Origin of the sequence: Methylocystis sp. SB2 (assembly GCF_049817085.1) — a bacterium.
GTDB lineage: Bacteria > Pseudomonadota > Alphaproteobacteria > Rhizobiales > Beijerinckiaceae > Methylocystis > Methylocystis rosea.
The window spans coordinates 108,055-129,739 of sequence record NZ_CP187401.1; the positions used below are offsets into that span (position 1 = coordinate 108,055).

A 21,685-nucleotide genomic window follows, 5' to 3' on the forward strand; every position below is an offset into this window, starting at 1 on the left:
GCGCGATAACGCTAGCGCGCCGCATGTCGCTCAACTGGAGGATATGTCATGCGTCAGTTCGATCTCTCTCCGCTGTACCGCCAGACCGTCGGCTTCGACCGTCTGTTCAATCTGCTCGATCAGGCCAGCGGCTTCGAGACGTCCCAAAGCTACCCGCCTTACAATATCGAGCGCACGGGCGAGAACGCCTATCGCGTGACCCTCGCGGTCGCCGGCTTCTCGCGCGAGGAACTGTCCGTCGAGACCAAGGAAAACACCTTGGCCATCAAAGGCTCGAAAGAGCCGGCGCAGCCTGCGGAGGGCCGCGAGGTCCTGCATCAGGGCATCGCCGCGCGGGCCTTTGAGCGTCGGTTCCAGCTTGCCGACCATGTGGTCGTAACAGGCGCCAGCCTCGTCAACGGCTTGCTTCACGTCGATCTCGTGCGCGAGATTCCGGAGGCGCAGAAGCCACGCCGCATCGACATCGGCGTGACGACGCCGTCCGCGACGATCGTCGAGTCCAAGGCTGCGTAACGGCGAAAGTTCTAAAGTGAAATGCAAGAGGCGCCCTTTCGGGCGCCTCTTTTGTTATCCGCCGGCTTTTGGCTTTGCGGCGCTGTCGGGCGTCTTCGCGGTCGCTGAACCCGTCGGGGCGGAAGCCGGCGGCGTGGACGCCGTCGGAGTCACGACAGTCGCGCCGCTCGCCCCTGACGGCGGGACGATCGCCCGGCGCGAGGAGCCTCCGGCGGCGCGGGCGGCCGCTGCGCGCTTCGCAGGCGGGGACACGCTTTGCGCCGGAGCGGCGGGCGTTTCGGCGGTCTGCTCCGTTGGAGGCGCGGCGCTCTGCGCATTGCCAGCCGAAACCGGCGCCGGCTTGTTGGCGGGCGTTTCCTTGGCGGCCTGCGCCGAAGGGGCCGCGCCAGAGTCTGGCGCCTTTTCGGCAGAGGTCGGCGCCGGCTTATCTGTGCTTTCCGCGTTTGGCTGCGGCCCTTGTGTCGCTTGCGCTGGCGCGGGGACGCTGGCTTCGTCAGACCTCGGCTCTCGCGGAGCTGAAGTCGCCCGCTTGTCGTCCGCGGTATCGCCAGTCGCCGCCGGAGGCGTAGCCGTTAAATCGGAGCTCTTCTGTTCAGCGCCCGACGCGGACGGGGTGCTGGCGCTCAGAGCGTTGGGCTGGGTCTCCTGCGACCGGGCTGCGGACGGCGCAGTCTTCGGCTCGGTCGACGTGGCCGCGGTCGGAGCAGGGGAGGCGGCAGGCGCGATCGCCATTGGCGCCTCGGGCGCCTCGGGCTTTGTCGTCGGGGCGATTGCGCGCGAACTCTTCGACGCCGCGCCTTTCTGAGCCGCGCGAGCGCGCTGTTGGCTCGGGCTGTTCGGCGCCTTATCCGCCAAAGCTCCGTCGCCGGGCTGCTGGCGTCCACGATCTGCGGCCGGGCCAGCGGCCCCGGACCCGCCGGCGCCCTGGGGCGGGTATGGAGCGCCGCCCGTCGAGGGGGGCGTCCCATAAGCATCGCCGCCGGAGGGGCCGTAATCGCCGCCATAGCGCGGTCCCCGATCATACATCGGCGGAGGCCCGAGTCTCACCGCGCGCAAAATGCGGCCCTCATAGGGGTCGATAATGAAGCGCATGTCGCCTTCACGGCGACTGACGCCGGTCGCGACGATCTGCTCGCCGCGACGGCCGAGCGGCCCAACCAGTCGATAGCCCTCTCGTCCCAGAATTGAGGCCACAGCCCGACGAGACGCGAAACCTGGCTCTTCTGGTGGAATTTGCTGGCGGTAGCTATAGGCGAACGGCCGAAAGAAAAACTGCGCGAAGGCGTGCTGCGGAACTGCGGCGCTTGCCGCCAGCGCCAACGCGAACGGCAAAACCGCTTTCCCCTTGAATGACCGCATTGTTTCTTCCCTGTTCAGCCCTCTCGGCCGCGCGGATGCTCTGACAACATTGCGGCGAGCATTGGACGGGCAAGCGCCGAAGCCCAAGCGATTGCTTGTCACTTCAACGCAAATCTGGCACTAAGTTAGCCCGCAGATATGTCAGCCTTGCTGACCTTAAGGCGGCGCTCGCTTTTGGAGAACGCCGTGTTCATTTGCATGGCCCGCCGCTCGACACGCGACGTGGCCGACGTAAATGAGGGGGCTCGCAAAGCGGCGCGTCGCTTGCCTTGCGCCCGGACGCGAGACGAGGCGCGAGGGATTCGCAACCGACGTTGCGAATCTGCGTGCGGGGAATGCGAGAGTCGGCTGTGACGATTTCGGTCACGCCTATGACAGTTTTGTGGTTCGATGAGCGGGCGGGAGGGGCGCAGGAAAAGGCGCGCCATTCTGTCGAGGAGACGCCAAATGACGAAAGCCGCCGAGCACTTCGCTGAAGCCGGACCGCAGCCGCTCGGCCGCGACCCCGCTCTTCCGCAGGCGCAAGGGCTTTATGACCCCGCCAAGGAGCACGATTCCTGCGGGGTGGGCTTCGTCGCCAACATGCGCAACGAGAAGTCGCATGCCATCGTCGAGATGGGCCTGCAGATATTGCTCAATCTCGATCACCGGGGCGCCGTCGGCGCTGATCCCAAGCTCGGCGACGGCTGCGGCATCCTGCTTCAGATCCCCCATGAGTTCTTCAAAGCGGAGTGCGCGAAGCTCGGCATAGAGCTTCCCGCCGCCGGCGATTACGCCATCGGGCAGTTTTTCTTGCCGCGCGATCCCGAGACGCGCGCGCGCGCGCGCGGCATCATCGATAAGTCGATCGAAGAAGAGGGGCTCGTCGTTCTTGGCTGGCGCGATCTTCCGGTCGATTCGAGCGATCTCGGCGAGGCGGTGAAGGCCGTCGAGCCGCATCACGCGCAAATCTTCATCGGGCGGGGGCCGAACGTCGCGGACGCCGACATCTTTGAGCGGCGCATCTATCTTGCGCGCAAAGCGGCCTCGAACGAAATTTACCGGCTCGGCAACGGCGGACGTGAGTTTTACGCCGTCTCGGTTTCGTCGCGCACCATCGTCTACAAGGGCATGGTGCTCGTCTCGCAGCTTGGCGAATATTTCCTCGATCTCAAGGACGAGCGTTTTATTTCGGCGCTGGCGCTCGTGCATCAGCGCTTCGCGACGAACACCTTCCCCTCGTGGCGGCTTGCGCATCCCTATCGCTTTGTCGCGCATAACGGCGAAATCAACACGCTGCGCGGCAATCTGAACTGGATGGCGGCGCGCCAGGCGTCAGTCTCCTCGCCGCTGTTTGGCGACGGGATCAGCAAGCTGTGGCCGATCTCCTATGAGGGGCAATCCGACACCGCCTGTTTCGACAATGCGCTCGAATTCCTTGTGCGCGGCGGCTATTCGCTCGCGCATGCGGTGATGATGCTGATCCCGGAGGCTTGGGCCGGCAATCCGCTGATGGACGCCGACCGCAAGGCTTTCTACGAGCATCACGCGGCGCTCATGGAGCCGTGGGACGGTCCCGCCGCCATGGCTTTCACCGACGGGCTCCAGATCGGCGCGACGCTCGACCGCAACGGATTGCGGCCTGCGCGCTATCTCGTCACCGACGACGGCCTCGTCGTCATGGCTTCGGAAATGGGCGTGTTGCCGATTCCCGAAGAGAAGATCGTGACCAAGTGGCGTCTCCAGCCTGGCAAGATGCTGCTTGTCGATCTGGAGCAGGGACGCATCATTTCCGACGACGAGATCAAGAAGGAGCTGTCGAATTCTCATCCTTACAGAGAATGGCTGGCGCGCACGCAAATTCAGCTCGAGGATCTGAAGCCCGTCGATACGCGTCCCGCGCGATGGGACGTGTCGATGCTCGACCGTCAGCAGGCCTTCGGCTACACGCAGGAAGATCTCGATCTGTTGCTTTTCCCGATGGCCGTCACCGGCCAGGAGGCGATTGGCTCGATGGGCACGGACACGCCCGTGTCGGCGCTCTCCGACAAGGAGAAGCTGCTCTACACCTATTTCAAGCAGAACTTCGCGCAGGTGACCAATCCGCCGATTGATCCGATCCGCGAAGAGCTGGTCATGAGCCTCGTGTCCTTCATCGGGCCGCGCCCCAACATTCTCGACCATGAAGGCTCGGCGAACACAAAGCGCCTCGAAGTGCGCCAGCCGATTCTGACGAGCGAGGATCTCGAAAAGATCCGCTGGATCGGCACGGTCGAGGATAGTTTCGACACCAAGACGATCGACGTCACTTACGACGCCGCAAAGGGCGCCGAAGGCATGCACGCGGCGATCAAGCGGCTATGTCAACGCGCCGAGGAGGCGGTCAGCGGCCGCTACAACATCATTATCCTCTCGGACCGCATGGTCGGTCCGGACCGCATTCCCATCCCGGCGCTGCTCGCGACCGCGGCGGTGCATCATCACCTGATCCGCAGGGGATTGCGTACCTCCGTCGGCCTCGTCCTCGAGACCGGCGAGGCGCGCGAGGTGCATCATTTCTGCTGCCTCGCGGGCTACGGCGCCGAGGCGATCAACCCTTATCTCGCCTTTGAGACGCTCATCGCCTCCGCTGAGGAATTTCCCTCCGACGTCGACGGTCCGACCGCCGTCAAGCGCTTCATCAAGGCGGTCGACAAGGGTATTCTCAAGGTGATGTCCAAGATGGGCATCTCTACGTATCAGTCGTATTGCGGCGCGCAGATCTTCGACGCCGTCGGTCTTGCGCAAAGCTTTATCGACGAATTCTTCACCGGCACGACGACGCGCATCGAAGGCGTCGGGCTCGAAGAGATCGCGCGCGAGACCGTGCGTCGCCACCGCCTCGCGTTCAGCGACGCGCCCGTCTACAAGGAGGCGCTCGACGTCGGCGGCGATTACGCCTACCGCATCAGAGGCGAAGCGCACAGCTGGACGCCGCAAACCGTGTCGCTGCTGCAGCATGCGGTGCGCGGCAATGCGCAAGACAAATATCGCGCTTTCGCCAAGCTCCTGAATGAGCAGGACGAGAAGCTACTCAATCTGCGCGGTCTGTTCCGCGTCAAAGGCGCCGAGGAGGACGGTCGCAAGCCGATTCCGCTCGACGAGGTCGAGCCGGCGAACGAGATCGTCAAGCGCTTCTCGACGGGCGCCATGTCATTTGGCTCCATCTCGCGCGAGGCGCATACGACGCTCGCCATCGCCATGAATCGCATCGGCGGCAGATCAAACACCGGCGAGGGCGGCGAAGAGGCGGATCGATTCAAGCCGCTGCCGAACGGCGACTCGATGCGCAGCGCCATCAAGCAGGTGGCGTCCGGCCGCTTCGGCGTGACGACGGAATATCTCGTCAACGCCGACATGATTCAGATCAAGATGGCGCAGGGCGCGAAGCCCGGCGAAGGCGGCCAGCTGCCCGGCGACAAGGTCGACGCCGTCATCGCCAAGGTGCGCCATTCGACGCCCGGCGTCGGCCTGATCTCGCCGCCGCCGCATCATGACATCTATTCAATCGAGGATTTGGCGCAGCTCATCTTCGACTTGAAGAACGCCAATCCGCGCGCCGCCGTGTCGGTGAAGCTCGTTTCGGAAGTTGGCGTCGGAACGGTCGCCGCCGGCGTCTCCAAGGGCCGCGCCGATCATGTGACGATCTCCGGTTTCGAGGGCGGCACCGGCGCGTCGCCGCTGACATCGATCAAGCACGCGGGTTCGCCCTGGGAAATCGGGCTCGCCGAAACGCATCAGACGCTTGTGCTGAACAATCTGCGTTCGCGCATCGCCGTGCAGGTCGACGGCGGGTTGCGCACCGGCCGCGACGTTGTGATCGGGGCGCTGCTTGGCGCGGATGAGTTCGGCTTCGCGACGGCGCCGCTCATCGCGGCGGGCTGCATCATGATGCGCAAGTGCCATCTCAACACGTGTCCGGTCGGCGTGGCGACTCAGGACCCCGTTCTGCGCAAGCGCTTCGTCGGCTTGCCGGAACATGTCATCAACTTCTTCTTCTTCGTCGCCGAAGAGGCGCGCGAACTCATGGCCTCCATGGGTTATCGCAACTTCGACGAAATGATCGGGCAGATGCAAATGCTCGACAAGGAGAAGGCGATTGCGCACTGGAAGGCGCGCGGTCTCGATTTCTCCAAGCTGTTTTTCAAGCCGCAGGGAGAAGGCGGCGCGATCCGTCACAGCAAGACGCAGGATCACGGCCTGGATAAGGTCCTCGACAACAAGCTCATCGCCGAGGCGCGCGCGGCGCTCGATCGCGGCGCGAAGGTTTCCATTGAAACGCCTATCCGCAACGTCGATCGCGCCACGGGCGCGATGCTGTCCGGCGAGGTCGCGCGCATCTACGGCCATGCGGGACTGCCCGAGGACACAATCGACATTCGCGCGACGGGCACGGCGGGTCAGAGCTTTGGGGCGTTTGTCGCGCGCGGCGTGACGCTGCGTTTGGAAGGCGAAGCCAACGACTACGTCGGCAAGGGCCTTTCGGGCGGCAAGCTGATCATCTATCCATCGCGCGACGCCGGGCAGATCGATCCCTCTAATTCGATCATTGTCGGCAACACCGTTCTCTATGGCGCCATCGCCGGCGAATGCTATTTCCGCGGCGTCGCCGGCGAACGCTTCGCCGTGAGAAATTCGGGCGCGCTCGCCGTCGTCGAGGGCGTTGGCGATCACGGCTGCGAATATATGACGGGCGGCGTCGTGGTGGTTCTTGGCCAGACTGGCCGCAACTTCGCGGCCGGCATGTCGGGCGGCATCGCCTATGTTCTGGACGAGGATGACGCGTTCTCGACGCGTTGCAATCTGGCGATGGTCGACCTGGAGCCGGTGCGCGACGAGGAGGCCGTGATGACCGAGACCTATCACCAGTCCGGCGATCTGGAAGGCCATGGCCGCGTCGACGTGATGAGCGACATGACGCGCTTTGACGCCGAGCGGCTTCGGCAGCTGATCGCCAATCACCTGCGCTACACTGGCTCGACGCGGGCGCGCGACATTCTGGCGGATTGGCCAAATTACATGGGCAAGTTCCGGAAGGTGATGCCCGTCGAGTATCGGCGCGCGCTCAATGAACTCAACGCGCGCAAAAACCAGCCGCAACAGCTGAAAGCTGCGGGCGAGTGATCCGGGCTACTGATGAGCGGAGTGCTTGAGCGTAGGCTTTGCCTTTGCCTTTGTCGGCAGTGATTGTTAAAGAGAGGGAGTCGGGCTAACCTGCTTTAAACTCGGCGGTTTTTCCTTGACGGCGGCCAGGAAGCCTGATGCGAGACGACTCCAGAGTTTACAGCTTGCCGCGCTGGCCCGCGATGCGCTGGCTCGTCAACCCGGGGCATGGCGCAACTTGCGACATCCAAGTGGCGTTGATTGGCGGGTTGTTCGGAACCCTGCCAGTCTTCTTTGGCGGCGTCATCAATACGATTGTCGTGTCGGGAGCGATTGCGGCGCGCGAACAGACGCTCCCTTTCGTCGCTTGGTTCGTCTTTGAAATCGTGCTCGGAGCCGTGCGTCTGGTCGTCCTGAGCGTCTCGCGTCGCGAAGCCCTCGCGCATCGCCAGACGCCGACCGATGTCTATCTCCTGCTTCAGCTTTTATGGAGCAGCGGCGTCGGTTACGGCGCTTTTATAAGTCTCGCGAGCGGCGACTGGGTTTCCGCGACGCTGGCGTGCCTCTCCGGGTCCGCCATGGTCGGCGGCATCGGATTTCGCAATTTTGGCGCGCCGCGCCTCGCCGGCGCAATGATCCTGACGAGCCTCGGCCCCTTCCTGCCGGGCGCTGCCCTCTCTGGCGAGCCGTTGCTCTATCTCGTGTTTCTTCAAATTCCGTTCTATCTCGCCGCCATGATCGCCGCCGCCTACAGCCTGAATAAGATGCTCATTGCGACGATGCAGGCCGAACGCGTGAACGACCATCGCGCCAAGCATGATGCGCTCACCGGCCTGTCGAACCGCGTCGGGCTCGCAGCCGCGGTTGACGCGAATCTGAATGGCGCGCAAACGCACGGCGGCGATTTGGCCGTGCTTTTTCTTGATCTCGACAACTTCAAAGCGGTCAATGACACCTATGGACACGCCGCCGGAGACAGGCTGCTCAAATCGGTGGCGGAGCGCCTCCGCCAGTCCTTGCGCGCGACCGACGTGGCGGCGCGGATTGGCGGCGACGAATTCGTGGTGCTCGCCAGGAGTTTGACGAGCGAGCAGGCGGCGGAGCTGAGCCTCCGGCTGACGAATTCCATATCGGCGCCGTATGACCTCGGCGACGACGTTCACGCGACGATCGGAGTCAGTGTCGGCATAGCTCTGGTGCCGGAACATGGGGCGGACGCCGAGGCGCTTCTCGCGGTTGCCGACGAAGCGCTTTACGAGGCGAAGGCTCAGCGGCAGGTGAAATTGCTGCACACCCTCGTCAAGGAGGATCAGTCTCGCCGCATCGCGCCGGCGGCGCGCGGCATGAGCCCCAGCACGAGCACCCGATAGTGCGTGCGGCGACCGTCAGCTCACAACGCCGAAGCTTCGCGGCTTGACGGCGACCCCTCGAAAGCGTTTAGAAAACATCCAAGATTGCGGCGGCTCAGCGCGCTCCGGAAAGCGAATTCGCTTTTTTCGCGCCAGACGGCCGCGCCAATGAGAAATGTCGTTGCGGCCGCGACGCGCGGCGCGAGAGGTGCGCGATAAGATGGGTAAGGTGACCGGGTTTCTCGAGATCGACCGGCATGACCGCAAATATAAGCCGGCGGCCGACCGCATTCGCCATTATCGCGAATTCGTCATTCCCTTGTCGGACGAGACCACGCGCAGCCAGGCCTCGCGCTGCATGGATTGCGGCATTCCTTTTTGCCACAACGGCTGTCCGGTCAATAATCAAATTCCCGACTGGAATGACCTCGTGTACCATGGCGAGTGGCGGCGCGCGCTCGTCAATCTCCATTCCACCAACAACTTCCCGGAGTTCACCGGACGCATCTGCCCGGCGCCCTGCGAAGCGTCGTGCACGCTGAACCTCCAAGACCAGCCGGTCACCATCAAGACCATCGAATGCGCGATCATCGATCGTGGCTTCGAGCAGGGCTGGGTGGTTCCCGAGCCGCCCAAGCGCAAAACAGGCAAGAAGATCGCCGTCGTCGGCTCCGGGCCGGCGGGACTTGCGGCGGCGCAACAACTGGCGCGCGCCGGCCATGACGTGCATGTCTACGAAAAGCAAGCAAAGGCCGGCGGCCTGCTGCGCTACGGCATTCCCGACTTCAAGATGGAGAAGCACCTCATCGACCGCCGCGTTCAGCAGATGGAGGCGGAAGGGGCGGTGTTTCACTGCGGCGTTCATGTCGGCGTCGATCTGTCCGCCGACGATCTGGTCATGGGCCATGACGCCGTTGTCCTCGCCGGCGGCGCCGAACAGCCGCGCGATCTGTCGATCCTCGGCCGCGAATTGCGCGGGGTTCACTTCGCGATGGATTTTCTGCCGCAGCAAAATCGCCGGGTCTCGGGCGAGCCGCTCTCGACCAATGAGCCGATCCTCGCCACCGGCAAACATGTCGTGGTCATCGGCGGCGGCGACACCGGCTCGGACTGCATCGGAACCTCTGTGCGCCAAGGGGCGCTTTCGGTCACCCAGCTCGAAATCATGCCGCTTCCCCCCGAGAAGGAGAACAAGCTGCTGACGTGGCCCGACTGGCCGCTGAAGCTGCGCACGTCCTCCTCACACGACGAAGGTTCATCGCGCGAATTTTCGGTGCTGACGCGCGAATTCGAAGGCGCGGAAGGCGCGGTGAAGGCGCTGCGCTGCGTGCGCGTCGACGGCAAAATGCAGGAGGAGCCCGGGAGCGACTTCAGGCTCAAGGCCGATCTCGTGCTGCTTGCGATGGGCTTTGTGTCGCCGGTGCGCGAAGGTCTGCTCGAAACGCTCGGGGTTGATTTCGATTCACGCGGCAATGTCGCGGCGGACACGCGCGCCTATCGGGCGTCTCGCGAGAAGATCTTCGTCTGCGGAGACATGCGGCGCGGACAGTCGCTCGTCGTCTGGGCAATTCGCGAGGGACGCCAATGCGCCCACTCAGTGGACGAATTCCTGATGGGCGAAACCAATCTGCCAAGGTGAGAGTAAATGGACAGTGAAAAGCTTAATCTGTGGTATTGTGATACCTTCGTCAGCACGCCCTGGCAGTTTTACCTTCTTATCGTGCCGCTCTTGGGGGCCTTCTTCTACGGCCGCGGGAAATATAAGCTCGCCTGGTCGCTGATCGGCGTTTGGCTCGTCATCCAATTGATCTTCTCGGCGCTCACCAATCTCGTGTTCACTTGCTCGCTCGAATAGGGCGCAAAAGAAAAGGCCCCGACAAACCGGGGCCTTTCGTTTGACCGAGAGCCGGCTTACAGCACGACGACCGTGGCGCCCACCTTCACGCGGCTGAACAGATCGGTCACGTCGTTGTTCAGCATGCGAATGCAGCCCGACGAAACCGCCTGTCCAATCGTCCAGGGCTCGTTCGAGCCGTGGATGCGGAACATCGTGTCGCGATTGCCCGAGAAAAGATACATCGCGCGCGCGCCCAGCGGGTTGTCCTCGCCGCCAGTCATGTGGCGCGGCAGATCGGGACGGCGCTTCAACATCGCCGCCGGAGGCGTCCAATCCGGCCAGGCTTCCTTGCGGCCGATGTGCGTCCGGCCTTTCCAAGTGAAGCCCTGGCGGCCGACGCCGACGCCGTAGCGCACGGCCTGTCCATTCGGCAGCGACAGATAGAGATAGCGGTTGTTTGTGTCGACGGTGATGGTGCCAGGACGCTCATTGGTCGGGTCCTGCACGATCTCGCGCGTCGTGGTCGGATATTCGCGCGCGAGCCGCGCGTCTTCTTGATCCCCGTAATAGGCCTGCGGGTCCTGCGCGGCGTAATTGGCCTGCTGATCCTGGCCGCTATAATAAGCTTGCTGCTCACGCGCGTCATAGTAGGACGCGGTCATCTCCTGCGCGCCCGCCGACGGATCAAACAGCGCCATGAAGGAGTTTTCCTGAGCGCTGACCGCAGAAGACGAAAGTCCCGCAAAAGCGGCGACGGCGGCGACCTTCAGAAAGCGGCTGGCGTTGAATTCACGGCGGGACATGACGGCGGCTCCAATTTCTCTCTCGTGCAGAGAGAATGCAGAACCACCGAAAAGCGTTCCGTGCGCGAACGCACAAATCGTTAGCGGGGCTGAGAAGGAGCGTTCGCCGCCGGGCGCCAGCTGTAGTCGTCGGCGCGATTGCTGCGCGGATTCTGGTCCCCGCCCTCGACGAAAACATGTCGCGCGAGCGCCTGCGCGGGCGTGCCTGCATCGGCCGCCGCTTTACTGGCCGGGGTTCTCCTGGCGAGCTCTGTCGCCGCTCCGGCGCCCGTCAGCTGCTGCGTCGGGCCGACGGCAGGTCGTTCGGGTAAGCTCGGCGCCGCCGATGGCCCGCCGACCGGCGAGCGGAATACGATCGGCTGACCGTCCGCTGGCGCCGCCGCCACGGGTTGCTGGGGCGGAGTCGCGCCCGCCTCAGGCTGGGGCGTCGCCGGCACGCCGGCGACTGGCGCCTGCTGGCGAGAGGCGTCGTAATATTTCTTGATCTCGCCTTCGACGAAATGGGCAACGCTGCGCGCGCCGGCGTCGGTGAAGTGCACGCCGTCCGCAGAGCGCAGCTTAACGATCTGGCCGTTGATGTCCGGCCCGAAAGCGCTGTACTGCCCATGTTCGTCGGTCATCGCGTCCCAGAGATCGACATAGGGAATATTGGCGTGCGCCGCGCGCGCCTTGAAGATTTCATTGAGCTGCGCCATGTCGGCGGACAGCCGCTCGTTCTTCATGACCGGCAGACCGACCCAAATGACCGGAATATTCTTTTCCTTAAAAGCCGCAATCACCGCGTCCACGCGCGCTGCGTAGATTTCGCGCCATCGCGGCGACAGCGGCTCGATTGACTCTTGACCCTGCTGGATCGCTTGACGATCATTGCTGCCGAGCATGACGACGGCGACATTGATCTTCTGCGGGTCGGCCGCGATCTCTTTCGCCGCCTTGGGCCAGTCGTAGAAGTCTTCACGCACGAGACCGCTGCTTTCCCGGCCTTTTCGAAGGATGGCGACGTCTGGGCGATCCGAAAACCCGTCTTTCAAGCCGTTTGCGAGAAGCAGTCCCAGAGTGTCGCCGATCGTCGCGACGACGAACGTTGGCTGGGTGACGGCCGTGTTCTGAGCCTGGTCGGGGGCGGCGCCGTCCGTACGCTTCGCCGCGCGTCGCGGATTATCCGTCTGGCCGTGCCAGTATGTCGGGGCGCGATTCTCGCGGTGCGGCATGATCCGTCGCACTCTTGGCTCGCCGCGAGGTCCCCAGCCATGCTGCGGATGGCCGCCAAAGATGCCGCCAAAAAATTCCGTAAAGGGGTCCTGCGCGAAGGACGCGCCGGGCGTCGCGCTCGTCAAAAATGCGCCAAGAAAGAGCGCCATAACGAGGCGCAGGGTCTGTACGCTCCTAGACATGGACGCGATTATAGCGCGTCTCGAACGCCTTGGCATCCTAGTTGCGATTCTTCACTTAATTGTGTGGCCCATAGCCTTGACGCCTGGAGCGGTTTTGGCGTCAATCGTCAGCAACTGGGCGGGATTTAGGAGAAGCGAGATGCGGCGCCGTAACCGGGGGTCTGGCGGAGTTTGGACGCGAGCCGCCGCGGCCGCGCTTTTGGCGCTTGCTGCCGCCACGGCGGCCGCCCAGCCCGCACGCGAGGAAAACCCGCCGGCGGAATTTCGAATTCTGCCTTACTCCGGACTGACGCCCTACTGCATCGATCCGACGATTCTCAACGAAGTCGTCAAGGGTTTTGCTGCAAGAGAAGCCTGGTTCTGGAATTCGCCTCTGGTCATTGTGGCCTTTGACGGCGTCGAGGACATCGGCGCCCGCAACAACGGCCTGAGCTATATTCCCCGTCGCTATTGTCGCGCACTGGCGCTTTTTAACGACGGCGTAAGACGCGAGGTCGTCTACAATATCGGAGAATCCTTGGGCTTTATCGGCGCGGGACCTGGCGTGACATGGTGCGTCGTCGGGCTCGACCGTAATCATGCCTTCAGTCCCAATTGTCGAGCCGCTGGGCCTTAGCGTTCTTTTGCAGAGTCTTTGATATGAGAAGAGTTTTCGTTCGTTGCGCCGCATGGGCGCTCACTGTTGGCGCGCTGGCGTGGGGCGGATTTTTCGGCGCTATCGCGAAGGAGGGCGACTGCACGGGGGCGGATTGCGCCAATCGCGCGGCCTCGCGGTCGGGTGCGGCGCGTGACTTCGACTTCTACGTGCTGGCGCTCAGCTGGTCGCCCGGCTTCTGCGAAAGCGTCGAGGGCGCGCGTGACCAGTGCGAGCCGGGAAAGGGACTCGGCTTCGTCGTTCACGGGCTCTGGCCGCAATATGAAAGCGGCGTCCCGAGCGGATGTCCGGGCGCGCCTTCCCCATCGCGCGTCGCGCTCGAAAAAGCGGCAGGCTTGTTTCCCGACGAGCGGCTGGCGCGTTACGAGTGGCGCAAGCATGGAGTCTGCAGCGGCAAAAGCCCGAGCGACTATTTCGCCGACGTGGCGCGCGCCCACGCCGCCGTGGCCATCCCGCCGCTTTTCGTCAAGCCTGCCCGCGACCAGACCTTTACGCCGATCGACGTCGAGCGCGCCTTCTACGAAGCCAATCCACAGCTGCGGCCCGGCATGATGGCGGTGTCGTGCCGGCGGGGCGTTATGGACGGCGTGCGCATCTGCCTGTCCAAGGACCTGCGCGAGTTTCGCGCTTGTCCTGCCGTTGCGCAGCGCGGTTGCCACGTTCGAGAAATCAGCGCGCCCGCGCCGCTGTAGCACAATGAACTATCGCCACGGGTTTCACGCCGGCAATTTCGCCGACGTCTTCAAACATGCGCTGCTTGTGCGCCTCTTGGTCTATCTGAGACGCAAGGAAACGCCATTTCGCGTGATCGAGACGCACGCAGGAGAGGGCGCCTATGATCTTTCAGCCGAGGAGGCGGAGCGCACGCTCGAGTGGCGCGGCGGCGTTGGACGTCTCGCTGATCTCTCCGGCTCGAGTGCGGAAGTTCGCGCGCTGCTAGCGCCCTACATCGATTGTCTCGGGCCGCGCGACCACGAGGGAAAGCCCGCGCTCTATCCAGGTTCGCCGTCGATCGCGCAGAAATTGATGCGCCCGCAGGACCGCGCGATTTTCTGCGAGCTGCGGCCTGACGCCTTCGCGGCGCTGCGTCGCCGGTTCGCACGCGACGAGCGCGTTAAGGCGATTCATATCGACGGCTATGTGGGGCTTGGCGCTTATGTTCCGCCGAAGGAGCGGCGCGGGATCGCGTTGATCGATCCGCCTTTCGAGCGCGAGGACGAATTCGAGGCCGCTTTTGACGCCTTCAATAAATCATATGCAAAGTGGAATTCTGGAATTTACGCCTTGTGGCATCCCGCAAAGAGCGATGGGGACGTTCGAAAATTCCAAAACAGATTGAGGGAAAGCGGCATACGGCGCATCCTGCAGCTTTCGTTGCGCATCGGCGGAGACGGAGAGGGATTGCGCAGCTGCGGAATGGCGGTCGTCAATCCGCCATTCGTGTTCGAAGAAGAAGCGCGAACTCTCCTTGCCTTCCTCGCTGCACGGATGGCGCAGGGCGAAGGCGCGGGCTGCGAGATTGCGTGGCTCGCTGGCGAATGACCTGAGCAGGCTTCCGAGTCCGACTTTGATTTCCCGCGGAGAGGAGCTCGACAGAGAAGAGTAAGTCGCTCAGCAGCGGCGGCGGCGGCCTCATGCCGCCGCCAATATCGATGGCGCCACCAGCTTTTTTCGATCTTTGCATTATCCGTGTCTTCAGTCGTGGCGCGGCCGAGCTTATCAAATCCATTTGGCGGAGCCGTAAGGTTCGCGGGCGCGCTACAGCGCCGTTGTGGGTTTCCTGCACGGATGATAGGTGCAGCCATGCTCGTCCTGCGCTATTCCCCCGCTTCGCCCTACGCCCGAAAGATCCGAATCGCCGTCGACCTCCTCGGCGTGTCGGAAAGGATCGAAATCGCCGCCGCCGATGCGGCCGATCCCGCCGACAGTCTGCGGCGTCAAAATCCGCTCGGTAAAATCCCGACGTTGGTTTTGGAGGACGGCTCAGCGCTCTATGACAGTCGCGTCATCGCTGAATATCTGGATCATCTCGCCGGCGGCGGGCGGATCATTCCGACCGAGGCGACAGCTCGCTTCGCGGCCCTGCGGCTGCAAGCGCTCGGAGACGGGATTAACGACGCCGCTCTCTTGATCCGGTACGAGACCTTTAACCGCCCAGAAGCTATGCGTTACGAGGAAGCGATCGCGCTTCAGCAAGGCAAAATCGATCGGGCGCTCGGCGCGCTCGACGCCGCCCCGCCGGACGGTTCGGTCGACATCGGCCATATCGCGGTCGCCTGTGCGCTTGGCTATCTTGATTTGCGTTTCTCTGGCGCATGGCGAGAGAACCACCAGAGTCTCGTCTCGTGGCTTACGAAATTTGCGCGCGCTGTCCCCGCCTTCGACGCGACGAAGGTCTAATTCGGCCCTAGCGCATATGGCGCCGGTCCGGGAGATCTGCTCTGCGAAGAAGCGAAACTGTCAGCCTATTTGCTGGCGATTTCACTTGGCGGCTTCCAATCGCCCCCGGCAGACGGACCCGTCTGTGCGGCTGGGATGCGCAGGCGTTGACCCGGTTGGATTTTGTCGGGATCCGTCAGCATCGGCCGATTGGCCTCGAAGATCTCCATATATTTGGCGCCCTTGCCGGCGCCGTAATGCTCTTCCGCGATCTTCCACAGCGTGTCGCCTGGCTTCACGACATAGAAGGTCTCTGTCGCGGACGACCCTGCGGCTGCGGGCGGGGTAGCCGCGGCCGTTTTCTTGAGCGCGTCTGGGGCAGGCCCCGGTTTGCCTTTTCCGGTCAGAAAATCCAAAAGTCCCATGCTGGAGTCTCCTTCGTAGGTCCGGCCATTCACGCCGGATGCGACCGACCTAATGTAGCGCTCCGCTCGCAACTCGCGAGTGTAGGCGTGTCCGAAAAGCAGCGCCAGGGCGCGACTTCCGGACAATCCTAGCCGGCGGGCAGCCGGTCGTGGCGGCGCAGGCGCTCACCGTCTCGCGGAACCGTGCAAAATCTCCTATACCCCTGCGATGATCGCCACCTCTGCCGCGCGGACGGCCCTCTACCCCGGCACGTTCGACCCGTTGACCTTTGGCCATCTCGACGTGATGGCGCAGGGCGGTGCGCTCTTTGACAGGATCGTGGTTGCGATCGGCGTGCACCACGGCAAGGAGCCGTGGCTCTCTTTCGACGAGCGCGCGGCGGTCATTCGCGAGGCCTGCGCCGGCTTGGGCGCGTCGTGCGGCTTCGAGTTCGCGGGCTTTGACGGACTTGTCGTCGAGGCGGCGCGCCAGCACGGCGCCTGCGCCATTCTCCGCGGTTTGCGCGATAGCGCCGACTTCGACTATGAGATGCAGATGGCGGGGATGAATGGGACGCTTGCGCCCGACATTCACACGGTTTTCATGCCTGCTTCGCCAGGGCTACGCCATGTCAGCGGAACCTTCGTGCGTCAGATCGCGGCGCTTGGCGGCGATGTGTCGGCCTTCGCGCCGGCCGTCTCCGTCGCCGCACTCAAACGCGCCATAAAAAGGCGCGGCAATACATAGGGAGGCTTCATGAAACTCACCCGCCGTCTGCTTCTTGCCGCCGCGGCCGTCGCCGCGCTCAGCGCCGCGCCCGCTCGAGCGGCAGACGATCATCTCCTTTATCTCGACACGAAGGATGGCCGCGTCACCATCAAGCTGCGGCCTGATCTCGCGCCCAAGCATGTCGAGCGCATTGAGAAACTGGCCAAGGAGCATTTCTACGACGGTATTGTATTCCATCGCGTCATCGACGGCTTTATGGCGCAAGCTGGCGATCCAACCGGCACCGGAATGCAAGGCTCGCGCTATACGGATCTGAAGGCCGAGTTTACGGATACGCCGTTCAAGCGCGGCACAGTTGGAATGGCGCGCGAAGGCGGCGACGTCAATTCCGGCAATTCGCAGTTCTTCATCGTCTATGCAGACGCGCCGCAGCTCAACGGCAAATACACCGTATTCGGCGAGGTGGTCTCCGGCATGGACGTCGTCGACAAGATCAAGAAGGGTTCAAAGTCCAACAACGGCATGGTCGAGAGCCCGGACAAGATCGTCAAGATGCGCGTTGCTGGCGACGAGAGCTGAGATTCATATGCGTTATGCCCGCGCTTGTTGGGCGTAACGTAAGCCGTCCCCTCCGCAAACAGCCGGGCCATGCCCGGCTGTAATGCGGAAGGACCGGCTTTTAGACAAGTGGAGAGGGAACCAGAATGACCGAAGCCGCCGACACCATGACGCTTGAGACGACGAAGGGACCAGTCGTCATCAAATTTCGTTCAGACCTTGCGCCCAATCATGTCGCGCATATCAAGAAGCTCGTTTCGGAAGGATTCTACGACGGCATCGTCTTTCATCGCGTGATTGACGGCTTCATGGCTCAGACGGGCTGTCCGCGCGGCACCGGCACGGGCGGATCGCAATATCCAGACCTCAAGGCCGAGTTCAACAGCACGCCGCATGTGCGCGGAACCTGCTCGATGGCCCGCGCGCAAAGCCCCGACAGCGCCAATTCGCAGTTTTTCATCTGCTTCGATGATGCGCGCTTCCTCGACAACAAATATACGGTTTGGGGCGAAGTGATCTCCGGCATGGAGAATGTCGATAAGATCAAGCGCGGCGAACCGGTGAAAGATCCCGACAAGATCGTCAAGGCGACGTTGGGTTGATCGACTGACGCGACAGAGTCGAGCCTTTGGTTAAGCATGCGCCCCGGCCTTGGGCGCATGTGCAGTAAACACCTGAGTTCGACGCTGGATTCGGAACTATCTCTCCAGACGCTGGTTGCAAAGTATCGCTCGCCGAGACGGGCGAGCGGAACAGTGGAGAGTATCCGATGAAATCGCTCAAGTTGTTGATCGCTACAGTAGCGGCGATCGCGCTTTCCGCCAGCGTGACAGCGAATGCAGCGCGCGATCGCACGGGCGCGAGCACGAGCAAGACTCAGACTCAGTCTCGCAGCACTCAGCAGGAGAAGCCGGGCGAAGCAGCCAAGGATGCGGAGGATACGACATCTCGCAGCGGCTGGCGCGAGATGGGCCGCGATGATGACGCCGCGCCGACCTGGCGAGGCAGCGCCGCGCGCGAACGAATGCGCGATCAGGACAGCCAGCCGGGCATGGACCGCACCATGGACCGCACGGGCAGGGATCGGCAGACGACGAGAGGACGATCCGCTGCTGAAATGCGCGAACTGGAGCAGCTCGGCTCCGCCCGCGTGATTTTCTATAGGCTCGGACCTACCGACATGCGCATGTCGCAGCTGATCGGCAGCGATGTCCGCAATCTGCAGAATGACGACATCGGCGAGATCGAGGACGTCATCTTCGACAATAACAGGAATCTGCGTGCGGTCATCGTCAGCGTCGGCGGCTTCCTCGGCATTGGCGAGCGCCATATCGCGATTGACCCGTCATCTATGGTCGTTTCCCGGAACGAAGATGGCGATGTCGAAGCGGTTGTGAACACGACTCGCGACGATCTGCGGAACGCTCCGGAGTTCCGATTCGACGAGCGTCGCCGGCGCGTCGGCTCATATCAATAAGCTCTCGCGGCGGCGCCGGTTGGTCGATAATCGGCGCCGCCGACCGTTCTGGCTTGACCTGACGGAGCTTATGGTTTTTGCAAGCTCCGCATGCGCGTCGACCTTTTCGACTTCAACCTCCCGCAAGACAGGATCGCTCTTCGGCCCGCCGATCCCCGCGACAGCGCCCGCATGCTCGTCGCGCCGTGCGGCGGGCCTTTCGAGGATAGGATCGTCCGCGACCTGCCGAATTACCTTCGTCCGGGAGACGCGCTCGTCGTCAACGACTCGCGCGTCATTCACGCGCGGCTTTCCGGTCGGCGCTTGCGCGACGCGTTGAGCGCCAATGTCGAAGCGACGCTGATCGAACGGCTGGATGCTTCCCGCTGGCGCGCGCTGATGCGCCCGGCAAAGAAGCTCGCGATCGGCGATCGCATAAGCTTTATGGGCCATGGGGGCGCAATCGACGCTCGCGTCGAAGCGAAAGGCGACGAAGGAGAGATTACACTTGCTTTCGAGCGTCACGGACCCGCTCTGGATATCGCCATAGAGCAGGCGGGCGTCATGCCGCTGCCGCCCTATATCGCCGGCAAGCGTTCGGCCGACGCGCGCGACGAAAGTGACTATCAGACGATCTTCGCCCGCGAAGCGGGCGCCGTCGCCGCGCCGACCGCCGGCCTCCACTTCACGCCGCAACTGCTCGCAGCGATCGAAGCGCGCGGCGTCCGTCTTTACCGCGTGACGCTGCATGTAGGCGCCGGCACCTTTCTTCCCGTGAAGGCGGAGGACACGGACCTGCACAGGATGCATGAAGAATTCGCGCGGCTTGACGCTGAAACGGCGCAGGCGCTGAACAATGTGCGAGCGGGAGGCGGACGCATCGTCGCGGTCGGGACGACCACGCTACGCGTGCTGGAAAGCGCCGCGGACGACGCCGGACGGCTTGCGCCTTATGCTGCGCGCACGCGGATCTTCATCACCCCCGGCTATCGTTTTCGCGCCGTGGACATGCTGCTCACCAATTTCCATCTCCCGCGCTCGACGCTGTTCATGCTGGTCGCCGCATTCGCCGGCCTCGAGCGCATGAAGGCCGCCTATGCGCATGCCATCGAAAGCGGCTATCGCTTTTATTCCTACGGCGACGCCTGTCTGCTGCAGCGTTCCGAAACATGAGCGAGCCTCGCGACATGCGCATCCTCGCGCTCTGGCGCGACGACCCGCGAGAGGCGCCGATGACCATTGACGCGCGGATCGACGGCGCGCGAGTCGTTTCGACATGGGATCTTTTCGGCGCATTTGCGCTCGACGGCGATAGCGTGCGTCCATTCATTCTACGGCGCGACGGACGAATCGACTTTGGTTTTGGCGAGAGCTGGCGATCTGACCTGCGCGAGGCGACGATAAAGGTCGGGTCAGAGTTCTCCGTGTGGTTCAATGAAAGCGACAGCGGCCGCTATCGCATCGTGAAGCTCGCCGTACTCGGCGCGAAGGAAAACAAGTGACGCAGGGTTTTTCCTTTTCCGTTCTCGCGACCGACGACCTCGCGCGTCAAGGCGAAATCGTTACGCCGCGCGGAACAATCCGTACGCCGGCCTTCATGCCGGTCGGCACGGCGGCGACGGTGAAGGCGATGTTCGTCGAAGACGTGCGCGCCGCGGGCGCCGACATTCTGCTCGGCAATGTCTATCATCTCATGCTGCGACCGGGCGCAGAGCGGATCGCGCGGCTGGGTGGACTGCATGAATTCATGCGCTGGCCCTATCCGATCTTGACGGATTCCGGCGGCTTTCAGGTGATGTCGCTTGCGAAGCTGCGCAAGCTCGATGAAAGCGGGGTGACCTTTCAGTCGCATATCGACGGTTCGCGCCATCACCTTTCGCCCGAACGCTCGATGGAAATTCAGGATCTTCTCGGGTCGGACATTCAGATGCAGCTCGACGAATGCGTACGCCTGCCATGTTCGGAAAGCGAGGCCGAACGCGCGATGCGTCTTTCGCTGCGTTGGGCCGAGCGCTCACGTAAGGCGTTTTGCGAACGCCCGGGCAGGGCGGTGTTCGGCATTGTGCAAGGCGGCGAATCGAAGCGGCTTCGGATCGAAAGCGCCCAAGCGCTCGCCGGCATGGATTTCGATGGGATCGCGGTCGGCGGTCTGGCCGTCGGCGAACCTCAGGACGTGATGCTCGACATGCTCGAGACGACCGCCCCGCATTTGCCCGAATCGAAACCTCGTTATCTGATGGGCGTGGGCGCGCCGGATGACATCGTTCAGGCCGTCGTGCGGGGAATCGACATGTTTGACTGCGTGATGCCGACTCGCGCCGGCCGCCACGGCCTCGCCTATACGCGCCACGGACGGGTGACGTTGCGCAATGCGCGCCACGCCGACGATCCGCGGCCGCTCGACGAGCAGTCATCCTGCCCCGCCGCGCGCGACTATTCCCGCGCCTATCTGCATCACCTCGTCAAAGCGGGGGAAATCCTCGGGATGATGCTGCTGACGCAGGCCAATGTCGCCTACTATCAGGAGCTGATGGCGGGCCTGCGCGCGGCCATCGGCGCCGGGCGTCTCGCCGACTACATCGCCGAGACCCGCGCCAATTGGATCGAGGGCGAAAGCGCTTAAGCCACCTCAGCCGAGTTTACGGACCAGATAATATGGTTTACGAAAACAATATTCGGCGGGGGCGGAGCATGGGCCGCTACCATGAAGAGCTCACCAGAAGATTTTTGATCGGCGTTCGGCAGGAAGCGCCAGCAAATGCTCGTCGGCAGACGCATCTGCGACGCGAGAGCGTTCGCGCGCGCCCGTCAAAATCCAAACTGGCGTCGATGGAGAATGGGATGTCGCATCCTGGCGAAATTCTTGCCCGTCATCTGCAGGACCTCGGTCTGACGGCGTCGGATCTGGCGCGTGATATCGACGTGCCGGTCAATCGGGTCACCGCCATTATCAATGGCCAGCGAGGCGTCAGCGCCGATACGGCGCTGCGACTTGGACACTGGTTCGGCGTCCAGCCCGAAGATTGGCTCGAGCTGCAGACGCAATATGAGCTTTCGCTCGCGCGCCGCGCGGCCGGAGCGAGGATCAAGTCATTGCCAAGCCTCGCCGATCGTCAGCGCGACTGAG

The 21,685-nt window shown here is 63.2% G+C and carries 20 protein-coding genes and 1 pseudogene; 18 read left to right on the plus strand and 3 right to left on the minus strand.

Going from position 1 to position 21,685, the window contains the following annotated elements; genetic code table 11:
* Window positions 1–48 precede the first annotated feature (48 nt).
* From ACPS74_RS00550 to ACPS74_RS00575, 6 genes are all read left to right on the plus strand, one after another.
* The gene (locus tag ACPS74_RS00550; RefSeq protein WP_018408616.1) at window positions 49–513 is read left to right on the plus strand and encodes an Hsp20 family protein; all 465 of its coding nucleotides are present in this window, start codon (window positions 49–51) and stop codon (window positions 511–513) included.
* Between the two features lie 16 nt (window positions 514–529).
* Complete coding sequence (locus tag ACPS74_RS00555; RefSeq protein WP_029650515.1) at window positions 530–1,318, plus strand: hypothetical protein; 789 nt, start codon at window positions 530–532, stop codon at window positions 1,316–1,318.
* A gap of 1,001 nt (window positions 1,319–2,319) precedes the next feature.
* The gene (gene gltB / locus ACPS74_RS00560; protein WP_029650517.1) at window positions 2,320–7,014 is read left to right on the plus strand and encodes a glutamate synthase large subunit; all 4,695 of its coding nucleotides are present in this window, start codon (window positions 2,320–2,322) and stop codon (window positions 7,012–7,014) included.
* A gap of 137 nt (window positions 7,015–7,151) precedes the next feature.
* Window positions 7,152–8,363 (plus strand): GGDEF domain-containing protein, encoded by a 1,212-nt coding sequence (locus ACPS74_RS00565; RefSeq protein WP_029650519.1) that lies wholly within the window; start codon window positions 7,152–7,154, stop codon window positions 8,361–8,363.
* A gap of 199 nt (window positions 8,364–8,562) precedes the next feature.
* Window positions 8,563–9,981: a glutamate synthase subunit beta gene (locus ACPS74_RS00570; RefSeq protein WP_029650521.1), complete on the plus strand. Its 1,419-nt coding sequence runs from the start codon at window positions 8,563–8,565 to the stop codon at window positions 9,979–9,981.
* 6 nt (window positions 9,982–9,987) lie between these two features.
* Window positions 9,988–10,197, plus strand: a complete 210-nt coding sequence (locus tag ACPS74_RS00575) for a hypothetical protein (RefSeq protein WP_029650523.1) — start codon at window positions 9,988–9,990, stop codon at window positions 10,195–10,197.
* Window positions 10,198–10,253: 56 nt separating this feature from the next.
* On the opposite strand, the gene ACPS74_RS00580 is transcribed toward ACPS74_RS00575, so the two are convergent.
* Window positions 10,254–10,982, minus strand: coding sequence for a L,D-transpeptidase (locus tag ACPS74_RS00580; protein ID WP_029650526.1), 729 nt, complete (start codon window positions 10,980–10,982; stop codon window positions 10,254–10,256).
* 80 nt (window positions 10,983–11,062) lie between these two features.
* On the minus strand, window positions 11,063–12,376 hold the full coding sequence (locus tag ACPS74_RS00585) for an SGNH/GDSL hydrolase family protein (protein WP_029650528.1): 1,314 nt from the start codon (window positions 12,374–12,376) through the stop codon (window positions 11,063–11,065).
* A gap of 139 nt (window positions 12,377–12,515) precedes the next feature.
* Between ACPS74_RS00585 and ACPS74_RS00590 the strand changes: the two genes are divergently transcribed.
* The 4 genes from ACPS74_RS00590 (at window position 12,516) to ACPS74_RS00605 (ending at window position 15,431) form a co-directional block, all read left to right on the plus strand.
* Window positions 12,516–12,992 (plus strand): hypothetical protein, encoded by a 477-nt coding sequence (locus ACPS74_RS00590; protein WP_029650529.1) that lies wholly within the window; start codon window positions 12,516–12,518, stop codon window positions 12,990–12,992.
* 23 nt (window positions 12,993–13,015) lie between these two features.
* Window positions 13,016–13,723: a ribonuclease T2 family protein gene (locus ACPS74_RS00595; protein ID WP_029650531.1), complete on the plus strand. Its 708-nt coding sequence runs from the start codon at window positions 13,016–13,018 to the stop codon at window positions 13,721–13,723.
* A 4-nt stretch (window positions 13,724–13,727) separates the two neighbouring features.
* A complete protein-coding gene (locus tag ACPS74_RS00600) occupies window positions 13,728–14,573 on the plus strand; it encodes a 23S rRNA (adenine(2030)-N(6))-methyltransferase RlmJ (protein ID WP_029650533.1) in 846 nt (281 codons plus the stop codon).
* Between the two features lie 261 nt (window positions 14,574–14,834).
* Window positions 14,835–15,431 (plus strand): glutathione S-transferase family protein, encoded by a 597-nt coding sequence (locus ACPS74_RS00605; RefSeq protein WP_029650536.1) that lies wholly within the window; start codon window positions 14,835–14,837, stop codon window positions 15,429–15,431.
* A gap of 65 nt (window positions 15,432–15,496) precedes the next feature.
* On the opposite strand, the pseudogene ACPS74_RS00610 reads toward ACPS74_RS00605, so the two are convergent.
* Window positions 15,497–15,718: pseudogene (locus ACPS74_RS00610) on the minus strand (LysM peptidoglycan-binding domain-containing protein); the annotation flags it as partial.
* Window positions 15,719–16,043: 325 nt separating this feature from the next.
* On the opposite strand from ACPS74_RS00610, the gene coaD reads away from it, so the two are divergent.
* The 8 genes from coaD (at window position 16,044) to ACPS74_RS00650 (ending at window position 21,684) form a co-directional block, all read left to right on the plus strand.
* Complete coding sequence (gene coaD, locus ACPS74_RS00615; RefSeq protein WP_029650540.1) at window positions 16,044–16,562, plus strand: pantetheine-phosphate adenylyltransferase; 519 nt, start codon at window positions 16,044–16,046, stop codon at window positions 16,560–16,562.
* Window positions 16,563–16,571: 9 nt separating this feature from the next.
* Window positions 16,572–17,123, plus strand: a complete 552-nt coding sequence (locus ACPS74_RS00620) for a peptidylprolyl isomerase (RefSeq protein ID WP_029650542.1) — start codon at window positions 16,572–16,574, stop codon at window positions 17,121–17,123.
* 125 nt (window positions 17,124–17,248) lie between these two features.
* On the plus strand, window positions 17,249–17,704 hold the full coding sequence (locus ACPS74_RS00625) for a peptidylprolyl isomerase (protein WP_029650543.1): 456 nt from the start codon (window positions 17,249–17,251) through the stop codon (window positions 17,702–17,704).
* 167 nt (window positions 17,705–17,871) lie between these two features.
* Window positions 17,872–18,579, plus strand: coding sequence for a PRC-barrel domain-containing protein (locus tag ACPS74_RS00630; RefSeq protein WP_029650546.1), 708 nt, complete (start codon window positions 17,872–17,874; stop codon window positions 18,577–18,579).
* 90 nt (window positions 18,580–18,669) lie between these two features.
* Window positions 18,670–19,731 (plus strand): tRNA preQ1(34) S-adenosylmethionine ribosyltransferase-isomerase QueA, encoded by a 1,062-nt coding sequence (gene queA, locus ACPS74_RS00635; RefSeq protein WP_029650548.1) that lies wholly within the window; start codon window positions 18,670–18,672, stop codon window positions 19,729–19,731.
* Entirely contained in the window at window positions 19,728–20,060 is a 333-nt protein-coding gene (locus ACPS74_RS00640; RefSeq protein ID WP_029650550.1) for a hypothetical protein, read from the plus strand. The genes queA and ACPS74_RS00640 overlap by 4 nt, the downstream gene beginning before the upstream one ends.
* The gene (tgt, locus tag ACPS74_RS00645) at window positions 20,057–21,181 is read left to right on the plus strand and encodes a tRNA guanosine(34) transglycosylase Tgt (RefSeq protein WP_029650552.1); all 1,125 of its coding nucleotides are present in this window, start codon (window positions 20,057–20,059) and stop codon (window positions 21,179–21,181) included. The genes ACPS74_RS00640 and tgt overlap by 4 nt, the downstream gene beginning before the upstream one ends.
* Before the next feature lie 68 nt (window positions 21,182–21,249).
* Window positions 21,250–21,684: a HigA family addiction module antitoxin gene (locus tag ACPS74_RS00650; RefSeq protein ID WP_036241833.1), complete on the plus strand. Its 435-nt coding sequence runs from the start codon at window positions 21,250–21,252 to the stop codon at window positions 21,682–21,684.
* Window position 21,685: the final 1 nt, after the last annotated feature.

Coding starts and splice junctions, on each gene's coding strand:
- ACPS74_RS00570 (WP_029650521.1), top strand. CDS start 8,563: ATGGGTAAGGTGACCGGGTTTCTCGAGATCGACCGGCATGACCGCAAA.
- ACPS74_RS00580 (WP_029650526.1), bottom strand. CDS start 10,982: ATGTCCCGCCGTGAATTCAACGCCAGCCGCTTTCTGAAGGTCGCCGCC.
- coaD (WP_029650540.1), top strand. CDS start 16,044: ATGATCGCCACCTCTGCCGCGCGGACGGCCCTCTACCCCGGCACGTTC.
- ACPS74_RS00620 (WP_029650542.1), top strand. CDS start 16,572: ATGAAACTCACCCGCCGTCTGCTTCTTGCCGCCGCGGCCGTCGCCGCG.
- ACPS74_RS00550 (WP_018408616.1), top strand. CDS start 49: ATGCGTCAGTTCGATCTCTCTCCGCTGTACCGCCAGACCGTCGGCTTC.
- ACPS74_RS00605 (WP_029650536.1), top strand. CDS start 14,835: ATGCTCGTCCTGCGCTATTCCCCCGCTTCGCCCTACGCCCGAAAGATC.
- ACPS74_RS00595 (WP_029650531.1), top strand. CDS start 13,016: ATGAGAAGAGTTTTCGTTCGTTGCGCCGCATGGGCGCTCACTGTTGGC.
- queA (WP_029650548.1), top strand. CDS start 18,670: ATGCGCGTCGACCTTTTCGACTTCAACCTCCCGCAAGACAGGATCGCT.
- ACPS74_RS00590 (WP_029650529.1), top strand. CDS start 12,516: ATGCGGCGCCGTAACCGGGGGTCTGGCGGAGTTTGGACGCGAGCCGCC.
- ACPS74_RS00630 (WP_029650546.1), top strand. CDS start 17,872: ATGAAATCGCTCAAGTTGTTGATCGCTACAGTAGCGGCGATCGCGCTT.
- ACPS74_RS00625 (WP_029650543.1), top strand. CDS start 17,249: ATGACCGAAGCCGCCGACACCATGACGCTTGAGACGACGAAGGGACCA.
- ACPS74_RS00600 (WP_029650533.1), top strand. CDS start 13,728: ATGAACTATCGCCACGGGTTTCACGCCGGCAATTTCGCCGACGTCTTC.
- ACPS74_RS00650 (WP_036241833.1), top strand. CDS start 21,250: ATGGGCCGCTACCATGAAGAGCTCACCAGAAGATTTTTGATCGGCGTT.
- ACPS74_RS00565 (WP_029650519.1), top strand. CDS start 7,152: ATGCGAGACGACTCCAGAGTTTACAGCTTGCCGCGCTGGCCCGCGATG.
- ACPS74_RS00575 (WP_029650523.1), top strand. CDS start 9,988: ATGGACAGTGAAAAGCTTAATCTGTGGTATTGTGATACCTTCGTCAGC.
- ACPS74_RS00585 (WP_029650528.1), bottom strand. CDS start 12,376: ATGTCTAGGAGCGTACAGACCCTGCGCCTCGTTATGGCGCTCTTTCTT.
- gltB (WP_029650517.1), top strand. CDS start 2,320: ATGACGAAAGCCGCCGAGCACTTCGCTGAAGCCGGACCGCAGCCGCTC.
- ACPS74_RS00640 (WP_029650550.1), top strand. CDS start 19,728: ATGAGCGAGCCTCGCGACATGCGCATCCTCGCGCTCTGGCGCGACGAC.